The following is a 24680-nucleotide window of genomic DNA, read 5'->3' as shown; positions in this document are numbered from 1 at the left end:
GCACTAAGCCGACGAAACTCGCGCCGACCAGGCCTCACCGTTGGCCTCACGACAGAGTGCCTGCAACAAGACGAAGGCCTGCTGCACACGTTTTTCGGCCATTTCCGACAACGGCTCGCCCAGCTCAAAACTCTCGCCGCGCACACACAACACGAAGGAAGTCGGCGGCTCGCTCCCTTCGGTCTGACGATAGACCTGTAGCACCGCCTCAGGCGGCAGTTCGTGCGTCGTGTGGGTGATGCCGGCGACCGCTTGAACCTGCCGGAAGCTGAACGGTGCCGGCGTGCCCTCGCCGGCATCGATGAACAGCGCCAATTCCCGCCCCCGCAAATCGAGCGCGTGTTCGATTTGCAACTGGAAGTCCTCGATCAGTTCGAAGCCTTGCGCCAGGCCTTCCCGATCCAGCCAGACGAGCAGACGCTCGAACAACACCGGCCCGATGGCATCGTCGCCCCGACTCGGGTTGCCGACGGCAAAGACGACGACCGGCGCGGTCATGCCCGGCTCAGGCTGTGCACCAATGAGCCTTCCGCATCGACCAGTTCGACCTCCAGCGGCATCTTGCCCAGCGCATGCGTCGCGCAGGACAGGCAGGGGTCGAAAGCGCGGATGGCGACCTCGATGTGGTTGAGCAGCCCTTCGGTGACTTCACGGCCGTGCAGGTAGCGATGCGCCACGTGGCGGATAGCCTCGTTCATCGCCTGGTTGTTGTTGGTGGTCGACACGATCAGGTTGGCCATGGTCACCACGTCGTTCTCGTCCACCTGATAGTGGTGGAACAGCGTGCCGCGCGGTGCTTCGATGACGCCGACGCCTTCCATCTGACGTTCGCCCTGCACCATCAGATCGTCCGACAGCAGGTCGTCGTCGTGCAGCAATTCCTTGATCACCTCGGCGGCATGCAGCATCTCGATCATGCGCGTCCAGTGATAGGCCAAGGGCGCGTGCATCGGCGTACCGCCGGCGTAATCGACGAACTCCTTGCGCTCGCTCTCGGCAAAGGGCGTCGAAATCTGGTTGCAGTTCTGCACCCGGGCCAGCGGGCCGACCTTGTACCAGCCGTGCGCCTTGCCCAGCGAACGGAAGTACGGGAACTTCATGTAGCTCCACGAGCGCACTTCTTCCTCGATGTACTCCTGATAACGCTGGTAATCGACGTGATCGAAGATCAACTCGCCGTTGTCGTCGCGGGCGCGCAACGTGCCGTGGTAGAAATCGAGATCGCCGTTGTTGCCGACCAGGGACATGAAATTGGAGCGGAAGATGCCGAAGCTGTTGTACAGACCAGGATCCTGCGTATGCACCTTCTGGATCAGCTTTACCGCATCGCGCGACCACTGGATGATGTGATAGATGTCCTTCAGCAGTTCATCGCGCTCGGCGACAGTCAGCGACTTGTTCACGCCGCCCGGCACGGAGCCGGTGCCATGCACGCGCTTGCCAGCGGTAACGCGGATCACCTCCTGGCCGAACTTGCGCAACAGCACGCCGCGCTTGGCGGTTTCCGGGTGTTCCATGGCGACACCAACGATGTTGCGCTTGGTCACGTCGCTATCGAAGCCGAACAGCAGGTCGGGGGAACACAGGTGGAAGAAATGCAGCGCATGCGACTGCAGCATCTGGCCGTAATGCATCAGACGGCGCAGCTTCTCGGCCGCCGGCGTCAGTTTCTTCGCGCCGACGATGACGTCAAGCGCCTTGGACGCCGCCAGATGGTGAGACACCGGGCAAATACCGCACAGGCGCTGGACCATGACCGGCACTTCCCAATACGGGCGGCCCTGGATGAATTTCTCGAAGCCCCGGAACTCGACGATATGCAGGCGCACCTGATGCACCTTGTTCTGGTCGTCGAGCAGGATGGTCACCTTGCCGTGGCCTTCGACGCGCGACACCGGATCGATGGCGACACGGCGCAGGTTTTCCGGGTGTTGGGCGGTTTCCAGATTGAAAGTCATACCATGCTCCCTATTCCTGAGGCCATCGCCCCAGGACGCGAAAACGAGACGAAGACAGTGCAAACAGCACGGCGAGGCGAAGTTGACAAAGTCATGGGGCGATGGCCTCAGGAATTCAGTCGTAGTGCATCAGGCCGTGGCCAAGCGACGGTTCCTTGCCGGCCAGCAGATCGGTCAGCACCTTCCAGATGGCGTCACCGGACGGCGGGCAGCCGGGAATGAAGTAATCCACCTTGACCACCTCGTGGATCGGGTGCACCTGATTCAGCGGCAAGGGCAGCTCCGGATCGTTCGGGATCATGCCGTTGGCCAGCCCCGGACTGGTGTGATAGACCTCTTCGAGGATGGTCGTCAGCGGCAGATGATTGCGCTGCGCCGGCAGGCCGCCGGTCACGGCACAGGCGCCCAGGGCGATCAGTATCTTGCAGTTCTGGCGGAACTCGCGCAGCACATGCACGTTCTCGGCATTGCACAGGCCGCCTTCGATGATGCCGATATCGCAATCCGGACTGCAATGCTTGATGTCAGTCAGCGGCGAGCGGTCGAACTCGATGTGTTCGAGCAGGGTAAACAAGCGCTCGTCGATATCGAGAAAGGACATGTGGCAGCCAAAACAGCCGGCCAGTGAGGTCGTTGCCACCTTCAGTTTCTTCTTGGCGCTCATGTCACTTGCCCTCCGTCACGACATCGTCGATCGGCGCCTTGTCGTACTTGCGTTCGCCGATGGGCACGGCAAAGCCCTGGTGCTTCTTCAGGATGACGCCGACCGGGCAGACCTTGGCCGCCTTGTCGTCGAGCGTGAAATCGGTGTCGCCCAAACGCCCCGATTTGGCATTGACGATCAGATGCGTGCCGATGCCGCGTCCGGACAGCGCAAAAACATTCTTGCCATCGACGTCGCGGCTGGCCCGCACGCACAGCGAGCACAGGATGCAGCGATTGAAATCGAGCAACACATCCGGGTGCGAGGCATCGACTGGCCGATTCGGGAAGAAATGATCGTAATGCGGGCTCATCATGCCCAAGTGGTAGGCCGTGGCCTGCAGCTGGCACTGACCACTCTTCTCGCACGAAGGGCAGAAATGATTGCCTTCGACGAAGAGCATCTGCGTCAGCGCCCGCCTTTCGGCGTTGATTTCCTCGGTCTCGCTTTCCACCACCATGCCCGGTGCGGCGCGCATGGTGCAGGAGGCTGTCTGCCGGCCGTTCACCTTGACCGTACACAGCTTGCACGAACCGTGCGGCTTGAATTCCGGGTGATAGCACAGATGCGGAATGAAGACACCGGCCGCTTGCGCCGCCTGCAGGATGGTCTGCCCCTCGGCGAAGGGAATGGACTTGCCGTCCAGGGTGAAATTCAGGCTCATGCTGCACCTCCGTGTACGCTGCTCAGGTGCGCGCCGGCATCGTCGCGCCCGGTCATCTGGCGAGCTTGGGCCAGCGCGCTGTCAAGATCGAAAGCCGGCACGAAGTCTTGTTGCATCATGCGTTTTTCGTAGGCCGGCCGGAACTTGGCCAAGGTATCGAGCACCGGGTTGCAGGCAGTATGGCCGAGGCCGCAATGGCTCATCGATTGCAGCAACAGATTTAGCTTCTCGATTTCGGCCAGGTCGTAGGGCGACCCGGCCCCCTTGTGCAGCTTGTCCATCAGATTCTTGAGCAGCGAGGTGCCAACCCGGCACGGCGTGCAGAAACCGCAACTCTCATGCTGGAAGAAATGCACGTAGTTGCGCGCCATTTCGAACATGTCGCGCGACTGGTCGAAGACCGTGTAGGCGCCGGCCGTCGGAATATCCTCAAAGCCAATGATGCGCTCGAACTCGTTCGGCGCCACGCAAACCCCGGATGGCCCGCTAACCTGAACGGCCTGCGTATCCTTGGCGCCACAATCCTCGAGCACTTGGCGGATGCTGACGCCAAAGGGGTATTCGTAGATACCCGGCCGTTCGCAGTCGCCGGACACCGACAAGATCTTGGTGCCGGCCGAGTGTTTGGTGCCCATGCCGGCATACCACTCGCCGCCGTTCAGGGCGATCATCGCGGCGGCGGCGAAGGTTTCGACGTTGTTTACGATGGTCGGCTGGTCGAGATAGCCGTTGGTCACCGGGAAAGGCGGCCGGTTGCGCGGCGTGCCGCGCTTGCCTTCGAGCGACTCGATCAGGGCCGATTCCTCGCCGCAAACATAAGCCCCGGCCCCGAGGTGAATCTCGATATCGAAATCCGCGCCCGGAATCCCCAGGATGTTTTCGCCGAGCAGTTTCTCCCGCCGACGGTGGATCAACACGGCATTCAGATGATCGAGCAGGTAGCGGTATTCGCCGCGCAGGTAAAGGAAGCCGCGCGTCGCACCGACGGCATAGGCGGCCACCGTCATGCCTTCGAACACCAGATCGGGGAATTTCGAGAGCAGTACGCGATCCTTGAAGGTGCCCGGCTCGCCTTCGTCGGCATTGCACACCACGATGCGCTGATGCCCGGCTTTGAGCGGCGCATTGCGGCAGGCTTCCCACTTCAGGCCGGTCGTGAAACCAGCGCCGCCGCGGCCACGCAGATTGGCGCGCTTGATCTCGTCGAGCATGGCGATCGGCCCGCCGATGCCGCTGGGCAAGCCTTCGCGCCAGGAGCGCATGTTCGAGGCCATCAAACCTTCGTCCGGCGCCCTTGCCCGCGCGGCGCGCAGGGCATCGCCCGGCGTCAGGTCGCTACTGAGCAGGATGTCGGCGCGGCGGATGTTGTCTTCGATCTTGAAGAACTCGGCCGGCCATTGCGTCATCGGCACGCGCTCGCGGATCAGCTCGGCGATGCGGTCGATGCGCTCTTCCGTCAATTGGCCGATGGCGTAGTTATTGACCAGCAGGCCCGGCCCCTGGTCGCACAGGCCGGTACAGGAAGTCATCGCAACGCTGACCAGCCCGTCCTCCGAAACCTTGCCCGGCTCGACCCACAGCGCATTGCACAGGCGGTCGCGCAGGTCGCGGTTGCCGCCCATGCGGTCGGTCACGTTGTCCGAGAAGAGCACGCGGTACTTGCCACGTGGCTGCAGGTAAAAGAAGGAATAGAAGCCGGCGACGCCTTCGATCTTGGTGCGCGGTACGCCGAGCGTGCTTTGCAGGCGGTCGATCGCTTCCGGCGATATCCAGTCGCAGGCTTCCTGAATCTCGCGCAGAATCTGCACCATGCAGGTGGCGTCCCGCTTGTAGCGAGCAACCACGCGATCCACGACGCCGGCGACGGCTTCGGCATGCATTTCGTTGATAGCCACGACATTCCCCCGCGAAGTCTTATGACGAAGGAAAGCGTAACACCATCAGGTTTCGGTTTTTTGTCGAATATCAAAGAGAAGTTGTTTCTCCCTGACAGCGATCTGACCCATGTCAACTTTCAGCAATCTGATTGTGCAAGAATGATGCTGCACTACAGCATGTATTCAGGCATGAAAACACGTAACACTCATGCAAAATTGTTGCATTGCAGCAGCATTTCTGAACTTTAATAAGAGGAAGAACAGCATGACCACGACGGAACAAACCCTGCTCCCGCTGGCTGGCAAAAAAGGCCTGATCACCGGCGTCGCCAACGACAAATCCATCGCCTATGCCGTGGCCAAGGCCATCGTCGCCCTCGGCGGCGAAATCGCCCTGACCTACCAAAACGAAAAGACCGCCAAGTACACCCAGCCGCTGGCCGAAGCGCTGGGCGCCAAGCTGTTCGAACGCCTCGACGTTTCCGAACCGGGCTGCCTGGAAGGCGTTATCGCCAAGTGCGGCGAAACTTTCGGCGAACTCGACTTCGCCATTCACTCGATGGCTTTCTGCAACGCCGACGACCTGCACGGCCGCGTCATCGACACCACCGAGGAAGGCTTCGATGCGGCGATGAACGTTTCCTGCCACAGCTTTCTGCGCATGGCCAAGGCGCTGGAACCGCTGATGAGCCATGGCGGCTCGCTGATCACCATGTCCTACCTCGGCGCCGAGCGTGTCGTGCGCAACTACGGCGTCATGGGGATCATCAAGGCGGCGCTCGAATCGGCCGTCCGCTACATGGCCTATGACCTCGGCCCCAAGGGCATCCGCGTCTTCGCCGTGTCGCCCGGTCCGATCATGACCCGCGCCGCCTCCGGCATCGCCAACTTCAACAACCTGCTCGAATCCGACGCCCAGAAGGCACCGCTCGGCCGCACCGTGACCATCGATGAAGTCGGTGCCCTGACCGCCTTCCTGTGCACCTCGGGCTCCTCGGGCATGACCGGGCAGACCATCTACGTCGACGCCGGTGCCCATATCGTCGCTTAAGCCGTAGAAAGTCGTCTGCTGCGGTGCACGCGGCAAAAAGGCAAAAAACCGGGTGAGTGAAGGCCCGCCTTCCTCACCCCGCTTTGGGAGAAAACGATGGCAGAAAACGACGGACTGATCGCCGACCCCGTCCCCGACCACCCCTTGCTGAACGGGCGCAAGGAAATCGGCCGCGGCGAAAGCACCATCGTCCTTGAGGCGCCGACCGTCGACGGCCAGGAACGCGTCTACAAGGTGCTCTCCTCGCCAACCGACTACGCCTATTACACGGCGCCCGACCGGCCAACCGGCCGCCATTTCCCGGTCGTCTTCGCCGATCACGGTACCGCCGGCAAATCGAGTCGTGGCTTTCCCTTCCACATCGTCGAGGTCGAACGCCTTTACCCGCTGCCCGGCCAGGGCGAAGCGGCCGATGTGGCGACCAAACTGTGCACCTCCTACTACGATGCCTGCATGATGTGGCGCAACCTGGCGCAGGACATGGGCCGCATCGCCCTGCATCACCTGACCGTCACGCCCATGGGCTGGACCGACGCCGTGCAGGAGTCGCTGCAGGCGCTGGAGAGCTTCACCGACGAATACGGCGCCCTGCCCGACCTGATCAAGGCCGACAACCTGATGATGCGCAAGGACGGCACGCTGGTTTTCTCCGACCCGGTTTTCATGGAATAGACGCCGGCCATGACCATCAACCATATCCAGTACACCTCGCGCAAACTGGCCGAACAACTGCGCGGCTCGCCCTACATGGCAGTCATCTCGATCACCGATCCGACGACGCCGGAAGCCAAGCTCGACCCGCTGTTCCGCCACGTGCTGCGCCTCTCCTTCTTCGATGCCGTGCCGGCCGACGAATTCATGCCGTCACTGCCCGGCCTGTTCGACCGAACCATGGCCAAGCAGATCGATGCCTTTCTCGGCGAACTGCATGCCGCCCCCTTCGATATCTCGCTGATGGTGCACTGCGAATACGGCGTCAGCCGCTCGGCCGCCGTGGCGCTCTTTGCTGAAGCGCTGACCGAAGCCCCGCTAGACGCCCGCGAATTTACCTACGAAGCCAACCAGTGGGTGCTCGACCAGCTGCTCGCACTGCATCCGGGCCTCGACACCAGCCCGCCCACACCGCTGGTCAGCCAGGAACGCCGACGGGCACGACGTGAATAGTTCCATCGCTTCCATTCCAATTGAGTGCTGCACCGCAGCACCCTATACTTCTTCGAATCATCCTGACGTAGCGGAGCGCGTATGAACACCCAGACCGAACAACGCTATCTGATCAACAAGACCTACGAAGAAATCAAGATCGGCGATTCGGCCAGCCTGAAACGCACCTTGATGCCGGAAGACGTCAAACTCTTCGCCGTACTGACCGGCGACGTCAATCCGGCAGTGGTCGATCCCGGCTATGCGGAGAGCGGCATGTTCCGCGAGGTGATCGCCCACGGCATGTGGAGCGGCTCGCTGATCTCGACCGTGCTCGGCACCCAATTCCCCGGCCCCGGCACCATCCTGATCGACCAGAGCCTGCACTTCGCCCGCCCGGTGACCATCGGCGACACGATCACCATTACCGTCACCGCCAAGCAGAAGTTCGACCACAACAAGCACGTCATCTTCGATTGCGTGTGCACCAATCAGGAAGGCCTGCAGGTGGTGCGCGGCACGGCAGAAATCCTGGCGCCGACCGAAAAGGTTGCTCGCCTGGAAGAAGTGCACATGCCGGAAATCCGTATCGACGACAAGCACGAGCGCTACACCCACCTGCTGCAGCGCGTGAAGGGGCTGGAGCCGATCCCGACCGCCGTCGCCCACCCGTGCGACAAGGAATCGCTGAAGGGACCGGTCATGGCCTTCCAGGCCGGCATCATCGAGCCCATCCTGGTCGGCCCGGAAGCCAAGATCCGCGCCGTTGCCGAAGAAAACGCCATCGACCTGACCGGCATCCGCATCGTCAATGCCGCCCACAGCCACGACTCCGCCGCACTTGCCGTGTCGCTGGTGCGCACCGGCGATGCCGAGGCGCTGATGAAGGGCAGCCTGCATACCGACGAACTGATGGGCGAAGTCGTCGCCCGTGCCAACGGCCTGCGCACCAGCCGCCGGATCAGCCACGTCTTCGTGATGGACGTGCCGACCTACCCGCGCCCCCTGCTGATCACGGACGCCGCAATCAACATCGCGCCGACGCTCGAAGAGAAGGCCGACATCATCCAGAACGCCATCGAACTGGCCCACGTGATCGGTATTCCCGAGCCCAAGGTGGCCATCCTGTCGGCGGTCGAAACGATCAATCCGAAAATCCAGTCCACCCTCGATGCCGCCGCCCTGTGCAAGATGGCGGACCGCGGCCAGATCAAGGGCGGCATCCTCGATGGCCCGCTCGCCTTCGACAACGCCGTTTCCATCGTCGCCGCCAAGACCAAGGGCATCAAGTCGGCCGTCGCCGGCCACGCCGAAATCCTCGTCGTGCCCGACCTGGAATCCGGCAACATGGTCGCCAAGCAACTCGAATACCTCGCCAACGCCCTGACTGCCGGCATCGTGCTTGGCACCAAGGTGCCCATCGTTTTGACCAGCCGCGCCGATTCCGCCGAAACGCGCACTGCCTCGTGCGTCATCGCCGCGCTGATCGCCCACGCCAACCGCAGTAACGGAAAAGCCTGACATGAAACAAGCCATCCTGACGATCAACGCTGGATCGTCCTCCATCAAGTTCGCCCTCTTCCCGCTCAACCAGCACATTTCGCCCCAAGCCGAGGTCTCCGGCCAGATCGACGGCATCGGCACCAATGCCACCAAGATGGTGGCCAAGGACAAGGCCGGTGAAAAGATAGCCGACCAGATGATCGCCGGCGAACGCGTGTCGCATGACGTCGCGTTCGATGCCCTGCTCAAGTGGTTCCAGGCCACCCAGGCCGGCTGGCAGATCGTCGCCGTCGGCCATCGCGTCGTCCATGGCGGCGAACGCTACAGCAAGCCGACGCTGATCGACGACGTGGTCCTCGGCCACCTGGAAAGCTTCATCCCGCTCGCCCCGCTGCACGAACCGCATAACGTGGCCGGCATCAAGGCCTTGCAGAACCTGCTGCCCGAGGTGCCGCAAGTCGCCTGCTTCGATACCGCCTTCCACCGCACGCAGCCGGAAGTCGCCCAGACCTTCGGCCTGCCGCGCGCGCTGACTGCCGAAGGCATCAAACGCTACGGCTTCCACGGTCTCTCTTACGAATTCATCGCCCGCGCCCTGCCGGAGCATTCGCACCGCGCCAACGGCCGTGTCGTCGTCGCCCACCTCGGCAACGGCGCCAGCATGGCGGCCATGGTCAATCGCAAGTGCGTCGCCACCACGCTCGGCTTCTCGACCATCGACGGCCTGATGATGGGCACCCGCTGCGGCAACCTCGACCCCGGCGTCGTCCTCCACCTGATGGAGACGAAGAACTACTCGGTCAAGGACATGACCCGCATCCTCTACAAGGAATCGGGCCTGCTCGGCGTATCCGGCCTCAGCCAGGACATGCGTACCCTGCTCTCCAGCGACAAGCCGGAAGCGCATGAGGCGGTCGACCTGTTTTGCTACCGCATCGCCCGCGAACTCGGCTCGCTCGCTGCCGCAGCCGGTGGCCTCGACGCTCTGGTGTTCACCGGCGGCATCGGCGAGCACGCCGCCGAGGTACGCCGCCGCGTCTGCCTGCTCTCCGAATGGTTGGGCATCCGTACCAATCCGGAAGCCAACGCACGTCACGACATCGTGATCAGCGCGGGCAACAGCACGGTCGACGTACTGGTCATTCCGACCAACGAGGAATGGATGATGGCCCACCACGCACAGACCCTGCTCGCCCTCTAAAAAATATTTTTATTGCATAAGCCCCAGCGAAAAAACTCGCTGGGGCTTTGTTTTTTTGGGCTTTTCCAGGCCATGACATAGGCAATCCAACCCAAGACACAACACCCCGTATTTAGTCAACGGATTGTATCCACCCACTAGATATAGTAGATTCCTCCTCCACCACACCACTAACATCGAACTGTCGAGAGGAGCCTTAATGAGCAAAGTCGCCGAGCAGCTTTCACTGACCGACATTCCCGCACCGCCGCAATTCGCTCCTCTGCCCGAGCAGGAAATTTCCGGCGAAGTGCTGGTCGAAAAGTACGCCAAGGGCAAGGAAACCAATGTGCACGACGTGCGCAAGCGCGTCGCCTGGGCACTGGCTCAAGTCGAACAGGAAAAGGACCGCGCCCATTGGGAAGCCAAGTTCCTGTGGGCCCAGGAAAACGGTTTCATCCCGGCCGGCCGTATCAACTCCGCCGCCGGTACCGACCTGCAGGCCACGCTGATCAACTGCTTCGTGCAGCCGGTGGGCGACTCCATCGTCGAGACCACCGATGGCAAGCCTGGCATCTATACCGCCCTGGCCCAGGCCGCCGAGACCATGCGTCGTGGCGGCGGTGTCGGTTACGACTTCTCATCCATCCGTCCGCAGGGCGCCCACGTCAAGGGCACCCAGTCGCGCGCTTCCGGCCCGGTGTCGTACATGCGCGTCTTCGACCGCTCCTGCGAGACTGTCGAATCCGCCGGTGCCCGCCGCGGCGCCCAGATGGGCGTGCTGCGTTGCGACCATCCGGATATCGAGGAATTCATCCACGCCAAGGACCACGGCGATCTGACCAACTTCAACATCTCCATCGGCGTGACCGATGGCTTCATGGAAGCCGTCGATGCCGATACCGATGTCGAGCTGGTCCATCGTGCCGAGCCGAATGTCGAAATGAAATCGGAGGGCGCCTACCAGCGCGACGACGGCATGTGGGTATACCGCAAGGTCCGCGCCCGCGACCTGTGGGACCAGGTCATGAAGTCCACCTACGATCACGCCGAACCGGGCATCCTGTTCCTGGATCGCATGAACAAGGACAACAACCTCAATTACTGCGAAGTGATCGAGGCCACCAACCCCTGCGCCGAACAGCCGCTGCCGCCGTATGGCTGCTGCTGCCTGGGTTCGATCAACCTGACCCTGTACGTCAAGAACCCGTTCTCCGAGCAGGCCGAATTCGATTTCGACGGTTTTGCCGAAGTCGTCCGCACCTCCACCCGGATGCTCGACAACGTGCTCGACGCCACCCACTGGCCGCTCGAGCGCCAGCAGCAGGAAGCCGCCAACAAGCGCCGCGTCGGCCTTGGCTTCACCGGCCTGGGCGATGCCCTGGCCATGCTCCGCCTGTGCTACGACAAGCCGGAAGCTCGCGCCATGGCTGCCCGCATCAGCGAATTCATGCGCGACACCGCCTATCTGACCTCGGTCGAACTAGCCAAGGAGCGCGGCGCCTTCCCGTTGTTCAACGCCGAGCTGTATCTGTCCGGTGGCAATTTCGCTTCCCGTCTACCGAACGACATCAAGGCCGAAATCCGCAAGCACGGCCTGCGCAACTCGCACCTGCTGTCCATCGCGCCGACCGGCACCATCTCGCTGGCCTTCGCCGATAATGCCTCGAACGGTATCGAACCGCCGTTCTCCTGGACCTACAACCGCAAGAAGCGGATGCAAGACGGCACGATCAAGGAATACTCGGTTGAAGACTACGCCTGGCGTCTGTACAAGCATCAGGGCGGCGACGTCGCCAAGCTGCCGGAATACTTCGTCACGGCGCTGGAAATCTCCGCCAAGGCACACGCCGACATGGTGGCTGCGGTTGCCCCGTATATCGATACCTCGATCTCCAAGACGGTCAACGTGCCGGCCGACTACCCGTACGAAGATTTCCAGGATCTGTACATGCAGGCCTGGAAGGCCGGTCTGAAGGGTCTGGCCACCTATCGTCCGAATAGCGTGCTCGGTTCCGTCCTCTCGGTCGAACCGACCAAGACCGAAGCCGCCCCGGCGGCCGACGCCAAGGCGCCGCAGGATTTCGTCTCCGACGCCAACCGTCGCCTGTCGATCAAGAACCTGCCGGCCCCGGTGCTGGCCAGCCTGCGCTGGCCGGGCCGCCCGAGCCTGCCGGAAGGCAACCTGTGCTGGACCTACATGGTCGACTCGCCGATCGGCAAGTTCGCCCTGTTCGTCGGCCACGTCGAACCGGAAGGCCGTGCCTGGCCGTTCGAAGTCTGGGCCAACGGCCCGGCCGAACCGCGTGGCCTGGGCGCCGTCGCCAAGACCCTGTCCATGGATATGCGCGCCAACGACCACGGCTGGCTGGAGATGAAACTGGATGCCCTGGCCAAGACCCCGGGTGATTCCTTCGAAATGCAAATGCCGCCGCATGGCGAGCGCAAGCGCATGCCGTCCGTCGTTTCCGCCATGGCCCAGGTCATCCGTTGGCGTGTCGAACAACTCGGGGCCTTCGGTCACGATGGCCCGACGCCGGTCAAGGATGCCCTGTTCAGCGCCAAGGAACCGAAGACCGGTACCGACGGCACCCTGTCCTGGACGGTCGACGTCAGCAACCCCTCCACCGGCGAAGACTTCGTCCTCGGCCTGAAGGAAATCACGCTGCCGGACGGCACCTCGCGTCCGTACTCGATGTGGCTGTCGGGCAACTACCCGCGCGCCCTCGACGGTCTGTCCAAGCTTCTGTCGCTCGACATGCGCGTCCTCGATCCGGCCTGGATCGGCATGAAGCTGCGCAAGCTGCTCGACTACTCCGAGCCGCTCGGCGATTTCATGGCCTTCGTCCCGGGTTCGCGCAAGCAGCAGACCTACCCGTCGACCGTCGCCTACATCGCCCAGCTGATCATCCACCGCTATGCGATGCTCGGCATCCTCGACGAAACCGGTTTCCCGCTGCAGCAGATGGGCATCCTGGAAGCGCCGGAAGACACCACCAGCAACAAGGTGCTGCCGACCCAGGGCAAGCTGTGCAGCGAGTGCGGTAACCACACGATGATCCGCAAGGATGGCTGCGATTTCTGCACCGCCTGCGGTGCCGTCGGTACCTGCGGCTAACCGGTAGCAAGCCAGATGGAACAGGCGACTTCTCCCAACGGAAGTCGCCTCCATCAGCCCCGCGATCGTCGATCCGGGGCTTTTTTATTGCCCTAGCCCGAAGATGGAGCCCTTTCCCTCTTTCGGCCAATGGATTCCCCCACTGACAGTACGGTAAACTTCGCCGTTTATCCCAAACACCTACCACCATCGTGACCGAAGCAGTTCAGCAGCGCCTCGACGCCTTTCGAGCACAACGCCGTGTCCAGGCCGGTTCGCTGATCATCACCGCCTTCGGCGATGCCATCCTGCCGCGCGGCGGACGTATCTGGCTCGGCAGCCTGATCCGCCTGCTCGAGCCGCTGGAACTGAATGAGCGTCTGATCCGCACCTCAGTATTCCGGCTGGCGAAAGAAGAATGGCTGCGCACGGAAACGATCGGCCGCCGCGCCGATTATGTGCTGACCCCCTCCGGCCGCCGCCGTTTCGACGAAGCTTCCCGCCATATTTACGCAGCCCATGCGCCGTTGTGGGATCGCCGCTGGCGGGTCATTCTCGTCGTTGGCGACGTGGAGCCGAAACTGCGCGAACAGCTCAGGCGAGCACTGTTCTGGCAGGGCTTTGGCATTCTTGGCAACGACTGCTTCGTGCACCCCGGCGCCGACCTGCCCACCGTGCTCGACGCGCTGATCGCCGAAGGCCTGGGTGCGGCCCTGCCGGCGCTGTTTCCGCTGTTCGCGGCCGACGCCCCCGCTGCCCAGTCGGCCAGCGATGCCGACCTGGTCAGCCGCGCCTGGGACCTGGGCGGACTAGCCGAGGCCTACGCGGGTTTCGTTACTGCCTACCAGCCGATTCTCGACTCCCTGCGTCGTGACCAAATGGCGGAAATCTCCGATCAGGATGCCTTCCTGCTCCGCCTCCTGCTCATTCACGATTACCGTCGCCTCTTGCTGCGCGACCCGGAACTGCCGGAAGTGCTGCTGCCGCCCGACTGGACGGGGCAGCAGGCCCGCCTGCTGTGCAAGGAGTTGTACAAGCGACTGGAGACAGGCTCCAATCGCCATCTCGACCGGGAGATGTGCCTGGCCGACGGCAGCGTGCCGATTGTCGACGCTTCCCTGCCGGAACGCTTCCCGCAATACGATCCGCTGATGGCCTGAGGCCGCTCAGCCGCCCCGTTTCTTCAATTCGGTGAGCGGTATGACGTCGGGCATGACGATACGCTTGCGGTCCGCTTCCATGGCAACCAAGGGCGCCGTTTCCACCATGGTCGCCAGGCAACGCCGCGTCAGGTCCTGATAGGTTTTCGTCCCTTCGGCCTTCCAGGCCATTTCCTCGTCGCTCAGCGGGCGAATGACCTTGGCCGGAACGCCGGCCACCAGCACCCCGTCGGGCACGACTTCGCTGGCCTTGACGAAGGCTGAAGCAGCGATGATGCTCGCCTCGCCGATTACCGCGTTGTCCATGATCACCGCATTCATGCCGACCAGGGCGTTGCGGCCAACACAACAGCCGTGCAAAACGGCACCATGGCCGATATGGCCGTTTTCGCCGACCACGGTATCGGTCCCCGGAAAGCCATGCATGACGCAAGTGTCCTGCAGATTCGCCCCCGCCTCCAGGATCAGGCGCCCGAAATCGCCGCGCAGACTGGCGCAGGGACCGACGTAGCAGCCGGGGCCGACGATGACGTCGCCAATCAGTACGGCGCTGGGGTGAACGTAGGCCGTGGGATCGACCACCGGCACGATGCCGTCGATGGCGTAAACACGCAATGAAGTCATGCTGCAACTCGCTTTCAAAAGTTATTTGGCAATTATAGAATTGATTCCGAATAACAAAATTAGGGAGATCGTATGAGCGACGATATCGACAACAAACATGGCGTCCAGTCACTCGAAATCGGCATGAGCATCCTCAAGGCCATGGTCAACGGCCAGCGCTCGATGATGCTCAAGGAAATCGCCGCCGCCGCCGACATGCCGGCATCCAAGGTACACCGCTATCTGGTCAGCCTGATCCGGGCCGGCCTGGTCGAACAGGATCCGATGAGTTCGCGCTACGACCTCGGGGCTTTCGCCATGAATATCGGCCTGGTCGCACTCGACCGGCTCGATCGCGTTCGCCTGGGCCTGAACACCATCGCCGACATGCGCGACGAAATCAATCAGACCACCGCCCTCGCCGTCTGGGGCGACAAGGGCCCGGTCATCGTGCGTTGGGAGCGGCCGCGCCGGCCGATCACCGTCAATGTGATCACCGGCACGGTGATGGATTTGCTCTCCTCGGCCACCGGCCGCGTGTTCGCCGCATGGATGCCCAAAAAGACCGTCGCCCCGCTCATCGCGGCAGAAATCAAGGCACCCGACGTTCCGCCCGAGCTCAAGACCAAGACCGGCATCGAAACGATGCTGGCCGACATCCGCGACAAAGGATTTGCCGATACTGCGGGCTTTCATCGTGTGCCTGGCGTTGCGGCCGTGGCAGCTCCAGTCTTCAATTTCAAGAACGAGATCACCATGGCGGTCGTTGTCGTTGGCGTGCAGGGAATGTTCGACATGAGTGCCGATGGCCAGGTAGTAACCAGCCTGAAAAGCCATGCCGAGGCGCTCTCGCTCCGACTGGGCGCCCACGGCACCCCGAAGGTTCCGGTATAAAGCAGGCAGCCAGCTAGCCAAAAACACCAAATTTAATAAAATATTAAAAAAGATTACGCAGATGGTCGAACTTTAGAGTTATGATCACCGAAAAAGGAGGCGACAATGACCGGAGCATTGCATTCGGCGGTCGAAATCGAGCAGCCGGCCGCCACCATCCTGATAGTTGACGACACACCGCAAAATCTGACGATTCTCGGTGAATTGCTGTGCCCCTCCTACCAGATCAGAGCCGCCAACTCGGGCGAACGAGCCCTGCGCGCGGCTCGCACCGGAACACGTCCCGACCTTATCCTGCTCGACGTCATGATGCCCGGCATGGATGGTTACGAGGTGCTTGGCAAGCTTCGCGCAGACCCGATGACGGCAGATATCCCGGTTATTTTCATTACCGCCATGTCGGCATCCGAGGACGAGGAACGCGGCCTGCAGCAAGGTGCTGTCGACTATATCTCCAAGCCGTTCAATCCCGCCGTCGTCTTGGCCCGCGTCCGCACGCAACTTGAACTCAAGCAGGCACGGGACCGTTTGGCCCGCGAAAATGACTGGCTGGAGCAAGAAATTTCCCGACGCATGCGCGAAAACCTGCTTATCCAGGATCTAAGCGTGCGCGCACTAGCTTGCCTTGCGGAAGCGCGCGACACTGAAACCGGCAACCATATCGTGCGTACGCAACTCTATGTTGAAGTACTGGCCCGCCATTTAGTCGAGCACCCAGCCTTCAGCTCTGCGCTGAGCGGTTCTCGCTTGGAAATGGTGGTCAAAGCCGCTCCTCTGCACGACATCGGTAAAGTAGGTATCCCCGATGCAATTCTGCTCAAGCCTGGTCGCCTAACGCCGGAAGAGTTTGACATCATGAAAACCCATCCGCTCATCGGTGCAGATGCCATCGACCGGGCCATCGCACAGTCGCTTGCCGGCGCCGATACGGGTACGGCCGAGCTGGCCGATGGTGCCTTTACCTTCCTAAAAGTGGCACGCGAAATTTCGCTCGGGCACCAGGAAAAATGGGATGGCAGCGGCTATCCAGCCGGCCTCTCGGGTGCCGAGATTCCGGTCTCAGCGCGTCTGATGGCCTTGGCTGACGTATTCGACGCACTGATCAGTCGCCGCGTCTATAAGCCGCCAATGTCCCTTGACGAGGCAACTCGAATCATCCTCGATGGACGCAACAAACATTTCGATCCTGACGTGGTCGATGCCTTCGTGGCTTGTCGCGATCGCTTTGCGGAGATTGCAGCCCGCTTCCCGGACCATGAAACGGAAAGTACGGGAGAAACCCGATGAATCTGATATTGAAGCGCATGATGCTGCTCGGCATCGCGATTGCCGCATTTGGAGCATGGGCAGCAGACCCGATGGCGACGGCGCCGAGCTCTGCACAGAAATTCGCCGAAGTGTTGGCGACCCCGGATCTGCTCAAGCAACTCCGGAACGGAGGTTACGTACTCTACCTCCGGCATGGCCAGACCGACAACGCGCGTCCTGACCGATTTCCCTCCGTCGACCTCAACGACTGCTCGACACAACGGCCGCTGACCGAGGAAGGACGCAAGCAGATGCTGCGAGTTGGCGAAGCGGTGCGCAAGGCAGGTATCCCGCTTGGCGAAATTCGCATCAGCCCGTTATGCCGGGTCCGAGAATCGACTGCGGCAGCCTTTCCGGCAAGTCAACCGAGCATCGACAATGATCTGATGTATACCGCCAACCTGACTAGCGAGCAGAAAGTGCCGATTCTCACCAACACCCGACGCCTGCTCTCCGAGCCAGTGCCCGGTGGGCGTAATCGCCTTCTGGTTGCGCATGCCCCCAACCTGATGGACCTCATCGGGTATTTCCCCAAGGAGGCGACTCTGGTCGTCTTCCGGCCGCTCGGGGTTGCCGGCTTCGACTACGTTGCCAGCATTCCACCGTCGCACTGGGCCGAACTGCAGCACTGAGCCGTCCATGGATGCCAACACACCGCGTCCGCGCCTCTCGCCCTACCTCCTGATTTTTTTCTTGCCCGTGGTGCTGGTTGCGCTATTGGCCGGCGGGCTCAATCTTGTCTCGTTCTACAAACTGCGCCAGGCACACCTGGCCAGTAGCCAGCAGCAAGCTGGCAATCTGCAGAAGGTTAAGCAGGCCACCGATTTCAATCATGAACTGGCTGCGATCCAGGAGTTGGTCGCAACTGCGCTTGAAGAGGCCGCGGCGGGACGACTGGACGAAGCCGCAACCTACGCCACGCATACCCGGGTTGTCGATCGCCTGGCCTTGCTCGAGCAGCAACTCCCCGTGTTGCGCACGGCCGAAAATGCTGCGGCAATGCGGGATGTCGAGGCGCATTTCCAGCAATACCGCAAGCTGGTCATCGAAGCCACAGACCTCGCCGCGATCAATCCACCGGGCGCGATGCGCAGTGCCTACCAGGCCGCCAACCAGTACCTTTTCCTGTCCCAGCATTCACGTGAAGTTTCAGGCGCCGCAGTCGACAAGGCACTAACCGGCAGCGTCGAGCAGGAGGCCCTGCTCGCCGGGCACGCCGTGCAGAACGTTATGAGCGGTGCAGGTCTGGTGCTACTGCTCTTGTTGGTCTCGATCCTGCTGATCCGCCGGTTGATCCGCCGCCTATCAGGCCTGACCGAGGCGCTCGAGGCCTTGGCCCATGGGGAGACGGATCCGGCGACCTTGCCCATCGTCGTGCGTGCGGCAACTGACCCGCGTAGCCTTTTACGCGACTTGGCGCAAGCCGTGCTTACCTTCCGCGACACCAGCCTGGCGCATCGTCAGGCACAGCATGAGCTTGGCGAGCGCATGAAGGAACTCTCCTGTCTGCTTGAGGTATCACGCATCACGCAGCAGGATGACATGCCGGTCGCCGAGATGTTCGAAGTCGTAGCCCGGCGCCTGCCGGCCGCCTTTCGCTTCCCCGCGCTGGCCAGTGCTCGCATAGAGTCTACTGACCAGAATGCGGGGCAATTGGCAGATGGCAACGAATTGGCGGCCCCCTTCCTGGGAGTCGATGGGACTCCCAGCCGCGTCGTGGTTGTCTATGCTGGCAGCCTGCCAACGGAGAGTGGGCCGCCATTCCTGAGCGAGGAAAACGACTTGCTGGTTGCCGTCGCTGCCCACCTGGCCACGGCCATCGAGCGACGGCGCACGCTGGCCGCTGAACGCGATCGGCAGGAGTTACTGGATGCTGTGATTGCCGAGGCACCGGATGCCATTGAAATCATCGATGCCGAAAGCCTTCGCTTTATCGAGGTCAACGCCGTCAGCTGCAGACTGCTTGGCTACAGCCGTGACGAAATGCTCGGCATGCCGCTCAGTGCGATTCAGGCCGCTCGCAGCCACGAAGATCTTGCTGCACTGGCCGCCACCATCAGCATCGGGCAAACGATCGAATTCGAGAACCGGCACCGCGGCAAGGATGGCCGATTGCTCGACGTACGCGTCAGAGTACGTGGCATCCGACAGAAGGGGCGCAATTACCTGGTTGGAATCTGGCGCGACGTAACCGGGGAAAAACTTGCTGCCGCCGAGATCAACAAACTTTCGCTGGTCATTGAGCAAAGTCCTAACCCGATCATCATTACCGACCTCAACTCACGCATCGAATACGTTAACGACGCTTTCACGGTGAATACCGGTTTCAGCCGGGCCGAAAGCCTTGGCCAGACCCCGAGCCTGCTCAAGTCGGGACGTACGCCGAGCGAAACCTACCGCGACATGTGGGCGACCCTGCATGCTGGCAACACGTGGCGAGGGGTATTCTTCAACCGGACCAAGGATGGCAGAGACCAGATCGAAGCCTCGATCATCATTCCCTTGCGCCAGTCGGACGGCGAGATCACCCATTACGTCGCGATCAAGGAAGACATCACGCAGAAACAGCAGATGAGCGACGAGTTGGAGCGCCACCGCACCCAACTCGAACAACTCGTCGAAAGCCGGACAGCAGAACTCAACGTGGCGCTGCGCGAACAGAATGCCTTGTTCGATGCGGCCAGCGCCGGCATCGTCCTCATGCGTGATCGTCGCATTGTGCGCTGCAACCGGCGCCTGGACGAGATGTTCGGCTACGCGCCCGGAGAGCAGATCGGCCAACCAACACGCATCTGGTACATCGACGATGCGGCAAGCGAGCAGGCAGGACGCGAGGTCTACGAACAGATCTGGCGCGGCGAGATCCACGTCCGGGAGCAACAGGTCGTGCGCCGCGATGGCAGCCGCTTCTGGGTCCGTATGTCCGGACATGCCGTCGACCCGGAAGACCCCTCCAAGGGCATGGTTGGCATCATCGAGGACATCACTGACGAGCGGGCAGCTGTCGAAGCATTGCATCTTGCCAGCGAGGAACAGCAAGCGATCTTCGACACCGCCAACTCCGGCATTGCCTTGATCAGCGAGCGCGTCATCCGGCGCGGCAACCGGCGTCTGCACGAAATATTCGGCTGGCCGCAAGGTCAGATGATCGGCCAGCGCACCACACTCTGGTATCCAGATGCCGCTTCCGAGGCGGCTGGCGGCGGCGAGGTCTACGAAATAATCTGGCGCGGCGAGGTCCACCGTCGCGAGCAGCAACTGATGCGGCGGGACGGCAGCCTGTTCTGGGCACGCCTGACGGGGACTGCAGTCGATATCGAGGATCGGAGTAAAGGAACGGTCTGGGTCATCGAGGACATTTCCGTCGAACGCGCAGCCATCGAGCAAATGCAAAGCGCGCGCGAATTGGCTGAAGCCGCGGCACGGATGAAATCCGATTTCCTGGCCAACATGAGCCACGAAATCCGCACCCCGATGAATGCCATCATTGGCATGTCTCACTTGGTCATGAAGACCGAGCTGACGCCGCGCCAGCGTGATTACTTGGGAAAGATCCAGGCATCGAGCCAGCATCTGCTCGGCATCATCAACGACATCCTCGACCTGTCGAAGATCGAAGCCGGCAAGATGATCGTCGAGCACATCGAGTTCGAGCTCGACCAGGTATTTGAGAATGTTGCCGGCCTGATCGCCGAAAAGGCAGCGGCCAAGGGCCTGGAACTGATCATCGACGTCGCGCCCGATGTGCCACGCGGCCTGATCGGTGATCCGCTACGTCTCGGGCAGATTCTGATCAATTACGCCAACAATGCCGTCAAGTTCACCGAGCACGGCGAAATTGCGATCCAGATAAAGCTGGCGGAGAGTTTGGCACAGGACGTAGTGCTTCACTTCTCCGTCCGCGACACCGGCATCGGCATCGAGCCTGAGCAGCGTGCTCGTCTATTCCAGAGTTTCGAGCAAGCCGATAGCTCAACGACACGAAAATTTGGCGGAACCGGCCTGGGCCTAGCCATCTCACGCCAACTTGCTGAACTGATGGATGGCCAGGTCGGAGTGGACAGTACGCCGGGACAAGGCTCCACTTTCTGGTTCACGGCCCGCCTCGGCCGTGGCACGGAAAAGGTGCGTAACCTGCTGCCAGACCCGGATTTGCGCAACCGGCGGGTACTCGTCGTCGACGACAATGAATCTGCCCGTGAGGTGATCTGCGACATGCTCCGCAGCATGTCGCTCAACGTCAGCGCGGCCGCCTCCGGACGCACCGCGATCACCGAGATCGTGCGTGCAGCTGCGGTGAACCAGCCTTACGAGGTGATTTTTATCGACTGGCAGATGCCGGTACTGGACGGCATTGCCACAGCACGCGAGATTCACGCTGCCCTCAATACAACCATGCCACATCTGATCATGATCACCGCCTACGGTCGGGACGAAATCATGAAAGCGGCCGGCGATGCCGGTTTCGAAGATGTGCTGATCAAGCCTGTCACTGCCTCTCTGTTGTTCGATACCGTGCTGCGCACCTTGCGCGGCCTGCCGGTCGAGTTTCGCTCCGGCCAGACCGGACTGGTACCAGCCGTCGACCTATCACCGATCGCCGGTGCTCGCGTGCTGTTGGTCGAGGACAACGACCTCAATCAGGAGGTCGCAACTGCACTGCTCGAGGACGCCGGCTTCGTCGTCGAACTGGCCAGTAACGGTGCCGTCGCCTTGGAAATGCTCCGCGCGCGTGGTGTTCCGCTGGACTGCGACATTGTGCTGATGGACATGCAGATGCCGGTCATGGACGGCCTGACGGCGACGCAGGAAATTCGTCGCCTGCCGCACTGTGCCGCATTGCCCATTGTTGCGATGACGGCCAATGCGATGTCCGGTGACCGCGAGCGCTGCCTGGCGGCCGGCATGAACGATCACATTGCCAAGCCAATCGATCCGGAGGACCTCTGGCGGAAGTTGCTATGCTGGATTCCACCCCGCGCTACAACGACCTCGTCCAGGCAGCTCAGTGCCCCGCCGGAACCAGATGCGGTAGCGGCGCTTGCTGCCAGCCTGCCGCCGGCACTGGCCGAAGTGGAGGGGCTGGATGTGGCGACTGGCCTGCACCAGGCCATGGGCCGCACCAGCCTATACCTCTCGCTGCTCCAACGTTTTGAGAAGGCGCTTGCCGACTTCCCGTCGCGCAGCGCCAATTTGGTCGCAGCCGGAGACCGTGCAGCCTGCGAGTTACTGCTGCATACCCTGAAAGGCATCGCCGCCCAGGTCGGTGCCCGGCCACTGTCTGCCCAGGCAGCGCAGCTCGAGACGCTCACTCGCCAGGGTAGCTTGCCCAGCGCTGACGACTTGGCGGCCATGTCCACCGCGGTCACAAAACTGCACGATGCGCTCCACCCGCTACTGGCTTTGCCTGAGGCCACAGAAAGCAAGCCGGGCGTAACGATAGATCCCGACAAGTTGCAGGAGATCTGCCGTACGCTGGCACGCCAGCTGCGCAGCGACGACTACATGGGCACTAGCACACTCGCCAACAACGAGGCAGTGCTGCGCGCTGCCATGGGCGATGCCTTTGGCAAAATGCAGGCGTGCATCAACGAATATGAATTCGCCGCGGCGCTGGTTCATCTCGAAGTCTACGCGGCCAGTGCGGGGATCACGCTGTAGCCTGTAGCCAGGTTCTGATGTCGAGCCCAACCCGGAAATGCCGGCAACGCCGCCCTGGCAAGCTCGACCGTTCGATCCCCATCCACCTGACCTTAGTACGACTGGCGTTCAACCACGGCATCGTGGATCGAGATCCCCAGCACACCTTGGCCTGCCGCGCTTTCCATGGACGACGCCAGCTGCCCCGTGGTAGTTGCCGGATGGCGGCTGACCTTCCCCGCTCAGGCCAGCCAGGCTGGCGGGCGCTTCTCCAGAAAGGCAGCAATGCCATCCTTGGCCTCGTCGGTCGCACGCTGGCGGGCAATGCGGCGAGCAGTTTCCTCACTAATGATTTCATCGATTTTTTGCCCGTGCACCGCAGCAATGAGCGCCTTGGCCGCCTTTTGTGCCTGCGGACCACCCTGCAACAGGACATCGGCCAGTTGCGCCACGACGGCATCGAGTTGCTCCGGAGGAACAACCTCGCCGACCAGGCCGATGGCCAGCGCACGTTCGGCCGTGATCCGTTCGGCGCTCTGAAAATAGCGCAAGGCATGACGCGGGCCGATGGCGCGCAGCACGTAGGGGCTGATCGCCGACGGGATGATGCCGAACTTCACCTCGGAGGTGGAGAACACCGCCGTCGTGTCGGCAACCGCCATGTCGCAGGCGGCAGCGAGACCCGTGCCGCCGCCGAGCGCCGCCCCCTGGATGCGCGCAATGGTCGGCTTGCCCATCTCGGCCAGGGTCCGCAGCATGCCGGCGAAGCGGCGAGCGTCTTCGAGGTTTTGCTCGGTGGTGAATTGCGCGGCACGCTTCATCCAGTTCAGGTCGGCGCCGGCCGAAAAGTGCCGGCCACGACCGCCAAGCACGACGACTCGTACGCTCGCGTCGGCATCGAGTTCGCGGCACGCGGCATCGAGTTCGGCGATCAATTGCTCGTCGAAGGCGTTGTAGACGGACGGCCGGTTCATCCAGATCGTGGCGACCTTGCCGGCCCGTTCGATTTCCAGCGTTTCGTACATGGTGCTCATCCTCAGCGATGCTTGAAAGCCGGCTTGCGCTTCTCGACGAAGGCGGCCATGCCTTCCTTCTGATCCTCGACCGCGAAGGCCGAATGGAAAACCCGGCGTTCGAACAGCAGCCCTTCGTTGAGCGAGGATTCGAAGGCGCGATTGACCGATTCCTTGATCATCATGACCACCGGTAGCGAGAAGCCGGCGATGGTCTGGGCGGCCTTCAGGGTCTCGTCGAGCAGTTGGTCGGCCGGGAAGATGCGGGCGACCAGGCCGGATTTTTCGGCTTCAGTGGCGTCCATCATGCGGGCAGTCAGGCACATATCCATCGCCTTGGCCTTGCCGACCGCGCGCGGCAGGCGTTGCGTGCCACCGGCACCGGGCAAGGTGCCCAGCTTGATTTCCGGCTGGCCGAACTTGGCCGTGTCGGCGGCGAAGATCATGTCGCACATCATCGCCATTTCACAGCCACCGCCCAAGGCGAAACCAGCCACTGCCGCGATCACCGGCTTGCGTGCCGTCTTGATGCGCTCCCAGTTGCGGGTGATGAAATCGGTCTTGTAGGCATGCATGTAGTCGAAATCCTTCATGAAGCCGATATCGGCCCCGGCGGCGAAGGCTTTCTCATTGCCGGTGATGACGATGCAGCCGATGTTTTCATCGCTTTCGAAGCGGTCCACCGTAGCAGCGATGCCATCGACCACTTCGTTGTTCAGGGCGTTCATCGCCTCCGGGCGGTTGATGCGGATCAGGCCGACGCGGCCGTGGATCTCGCTGAGGACGAGTTCGCTCATGTTCTTTCTCCAAAAAAGTGGCCGCCGGGCATGACCCAGGCGGCCCAAAGTGCAGTGTCAGATTCATGGCACCGGACCAACCCAGTGCG

The 24680-nt window shown here is 62.0% G+C and carries 19 protein-coding genes; 11 read left to right on the top strand and 8 right to left on the bottom strand.

Annotation, left to right across the window (positions count from 1 at the left end):
• Positions 1–3: 3 nt before the first annotated feature.
• From WIF35_RS16940 to WIF35_RS16920, 5 genes are all read right to left on the bottom strand, one after another.
• Entirely contained in the window at positions 4–498 is a 495-nt protein-coding gene (locus WIF35_RS16940; protein WP_412479387.1) for a hydrogenase maturation protease, read from the bottom strand.
• Positions 495–1958, bottom strand: a complete 1464-nt coding sequence (locus WIF35_RS16935) for a Ni/Fe hydrogenase subunit alpha (protein WP_412479386.1) — start codon at positions 1956–1958, stop codon at positions 495–497. The genes WIF35_RS16940 and WIF35_RS16935 overlap by 4 nt, the downstream gene beginning before the upstream one ends.
• Before the next feature lie 115 nt (positions 1959–2073).
• Positions 2074–2622, bottom strand: a complete 549-nt coding sequence (locus tag WIF35_RS16930) for an NADP oxidoreductase (protein ID WP_412479385.1) — start codon at positions 2620–2622, stop codon at positions 2074–2076.
• Between the two features lies 1 nt (position 2623).
• Positions 2624–3325: a 2Fe-2S iron-sulfur cluster-binding protein gene (locus WIF35_RS16925; protein ID WP_412479384.1), complete on the bottom strand. Its 702-nt coding sequence runs from the start codon at positions 3323–3325 to the stop codon at positions 2624–2626.
• On the bottom strand, positions 3322–5205 hold the full coding sequence (locus WIF35_RS16920) for an NAD(P)H-dependent oxidoreductase subunit E (RefSeq protein WP_412481264.1): 1884 nt from the start codon (positions 5203–5205) through the stop codon (positions 3322–3324). The genes WIF35_RS16925 and WIF35_RS16920 overlap by 4 nt, the downstream gene beginning before the upstream one ends.
• Before the next feature lie 262 nt (positions 5206–5467).
• Between WIF35_RS16920 and fabI the strand changes: the two genes are divergently transcribed.
• From fabI to paaX, 7 genes are all read left to right on the top strand, one after another.
• The gene (fabI, locus tag WIF35_RS16915; protein ID WP_412479383.1) at positions 5468–6253 is read left to right on the top strand and encodes an enoyl-ACP reductase FabI; all 786 of its coding nucleotides are present in this window, start codon (positions 5468–5470) and stop codon (positions 6251–6253) included.
• 96 nt (positions 6254–6349) lie between these two features.
• Positions 6350–6925, top strand: coding sequence for a hypothetical protein (locus tag WIF35_RS16910; RefSeq protein WP_412479382.1), 576 nt, complete (start codon positions 6350–6352; stop codon positions 6923–6925).
• A gap of 9 nt (positions 6926–6934) precedes the next feature.
• Positions 6935–7417 carry a hypothetical protein gene (locus tag WIF35_RS16905; protein ID WP_412479381.1) on the top strand — a complete coding sequence of 161 codons (483 nt, stop codon included), beginning with the start codon at positions 6935–6937 and terminating at the stop codon, positions 7415–7417.
• A gap of 81 nt (positions 7418–7498) precedes the next feature.
• Positions 7499–8917, top strand: a complete 1419-nt coding sequence (locus WIF35_RS16900) for a bifunctional enoyl-CoA hydratase/phosphate acetyltransferase (protein WP_412479380.1) — start codon at positions 7499–7501, stop codon at positions 8915–8917.
• A 1-nt stretch (position 8918) separates the two neighbouring features.
• Positions 8919–10100: an acetate/propionate family kinase gene (locus WIF35_RS16895; RefSeq protein WP_412479379.1), complete on the top strand. Its 1182-nt coding sequence runs from the start codon at positions 8919–8921 to the stop codon at positions 10098–10100.
• Positions 10101–10299: 199 nt separating this feature from the next.
• The gene (locus tag WIF35_RS16890; protein ID WP_412479378.1) at positions 10300–13197 is read left to right on the top strand and encodes an adenosylcobalamin-dependent ribonucleoside-diphosphate reductase; all 2898 of its coding nucleotides are present in this window, start codon (positions 10300–10302) and stop codon (positions 13195–13197) included.
• A 191-nt stretch (positions 13198–13388) separates the two neighbouring features.
• Positions 13389–14336 carry a phenylacetic acid degradation operon negative regulatory protein PaaX gene (paaX, locus tag WIF35_RS16885; RefSeq protein WP_412479377.1) on the top strand — a complete coding sequence of 316 codons (948 nt, stop codon included), beginning with the start codon at positions 13389–13391 and terminating at the stop codon, positions 14334–14336.
• Positions 14337–14342: 6 nt separating this feature from the next.
• Here the strand turns inward: paaX and paaY are convergent, their stop codons facing one another.
• Positions 14343–14960, bottom strand: a complete 618-nt coding sequence (gene paaY / locus WIF35_RS16880; RefSeq protein ID WP_412479376.1) for a phenylacetic acid degradation protein PaaY — start codon at positions 14958–14960, stop codon at positions 14343–14345.
• A gap of 72 nt (positions 14961–15032) precedes the next feature.
• Here paaY and WIF35_RS16875 point away from each other — a divergent pair, with 72 nt between their 5' ends.
• The 4 genes from WIF35_RS16875 to WIF35_RS16860 all read left to right on the top strand — a co-directional run bounded on the left by WIF35_RS16875 (position 15033) and on the right by WIF35_RS16860 (position 22802).
• Positions 15033–15833 carry an IclR family transcriptional regulator gene (locus tag WIF35_RS16875; RefSeq protein WP_412479375.1) on the top strand — a complete coding sequence of 267 codons (801 nt, stop codon included), beginning with the start codon at positions 15033–15035 and terminating at the stop codon, positions 15831–15833.
• A 105-nt stretch (positions 15834–15938) separates the two neighbouring features.
• Entirely contained in the window at positions 15939–17120 is a 1182-nt protein-coding gene (locus WIF35_RS16870; RefSeq protein ID WP_412479374.1) for a two-component system response regulator, read from the top strand.
• Positions 17117–17773 (top strand): histidine phosphatase family protein, encoded by a 657-nt coding sequence (locus WIF35_RS16865; protein ID WP_412479373.1) that lies wholly within the window; start codon positions 17117–17119, stop codon positions 17771–17773. The genes WIF35_RS16870 and WIF35_RS16865 overlap by 4 nt, the downstream gene beginning before the upstream one ends.
• A 7-nt stretch (positions 17774–17780) precedes the next feature.
• On the top strand, positions 17781–22802 hold the full coding sequence (locus WIF35_RS16860) for a PAS domain S-box protein (RefSeq protein WP_412479372.1): 5022 nt from the start codon (positions 17781–17783) through the stop codon (positions 22800–22802).
• Between the two features lie 221 nt (positions 22803–23023).
• Here WIF35_RS16860 and WIF35_RS16855 read toward each other — a convergent pair whose 3' ends face one another.
• Complete coding sequence (locus WIF35_RS16855; protein WP_412481263.1) at positions 23024–23806, bottom strand: enoyl-CoA hydratase/isomerase family protein; 783 nt, start codon at positions 23804–23806, stop codon at positions 23024–23026.
• Between the two features lie 11 nt (positions 23807–23817).
• On the bottom strand, positions 23818–24591 hold the full coding sequence (locus tag WIF35_RS16850) for an enoyl-CoA hydratase (RefSeq protein WP_412479371.1): 774 nt from the start codon (positions 24589–24591) through the stop codon (positions 23818–23820).
• Positions 24592–24680: the final 89 nt, after the last annotated feature.

It is taken from the genome of Azonexus sp. IMCC34839 (assembly GCF_047047955.1).
Lineage (GTDB): Bacteria > Pseudomonadota > Gammaproteobacteria > Burkholderiales > Rhodocyclaceae > Azonexus.
The sequence above is the reverse complement of the archived record's forward strand: the minus strand, read 5'-3'. Positions and strand labels throughout refer to the sequence as shown.